The 459-nt window shown below is 37.3% G+C and carries 1 pseudogene; it reads right to left on the bottom strand.

The features are described 5' to 3' along the window. Positions 1–152: 152 nt before the first annotated feature. Positions 153–459 (bottom strand): annotated as a pseudogene (locus OEA66_RS20405) (peptidoglycan-binding protein LysM); the annotation flags it as partial.

Below are 459 nucleotides of genomic sequence, written 5' to 3'. Positions count from 1 at the left end.
TCCAAAAACATAGATTTTACCTTACAGCTGATAGATACTTATTCCCGGATTTTGAATTTTCTCTATATCGCTATCAATACATACAAAATCAAAGGCCTCCTGAGGAAGCCTTCGAAACACCAAATCACAAAATATTAATATGAAAAAAATTATTATAAAGCAGTCGCTGTATATGTAACTGTTTGTGTATAAGTTCCGGCTGGTTTACCTAAAATGTCAGCAGATGATGATTTCGCAGCAGGAATCGTATAATCCAAATTCAATGTTAATGCGCTTCCAAGCGGTGCATTTGATACTAAAGTCTGATCCGTTGCAGATAAAACAACAGCGCTTTTTGTTCCTCCCATGGTTCCCGCAGCTGCAGCTGCTTTGATCGTCAAAACATTTACTGGGATTAAGTTCGTTCCATTCAGAAAATTAGCACCCCCTGCTTTTACTTTAACGTTAAAGTTCTTCGTT

This window comes from Chryseobacterium luquanense (assembly GCF_026460945.1).
GTDB classification, from domain to species: domain Bacteria; phylum Bacteroidota; class Bacteroidia; order Flavobacteriales; family Weeksellaceae; genus Chryseobacterium; species Chryseobacterium luquanense.
Note: the sequence above shows the minus strand (reverse complement) of the source record. Positions and strands in the feature narration are given on the sequence as shown.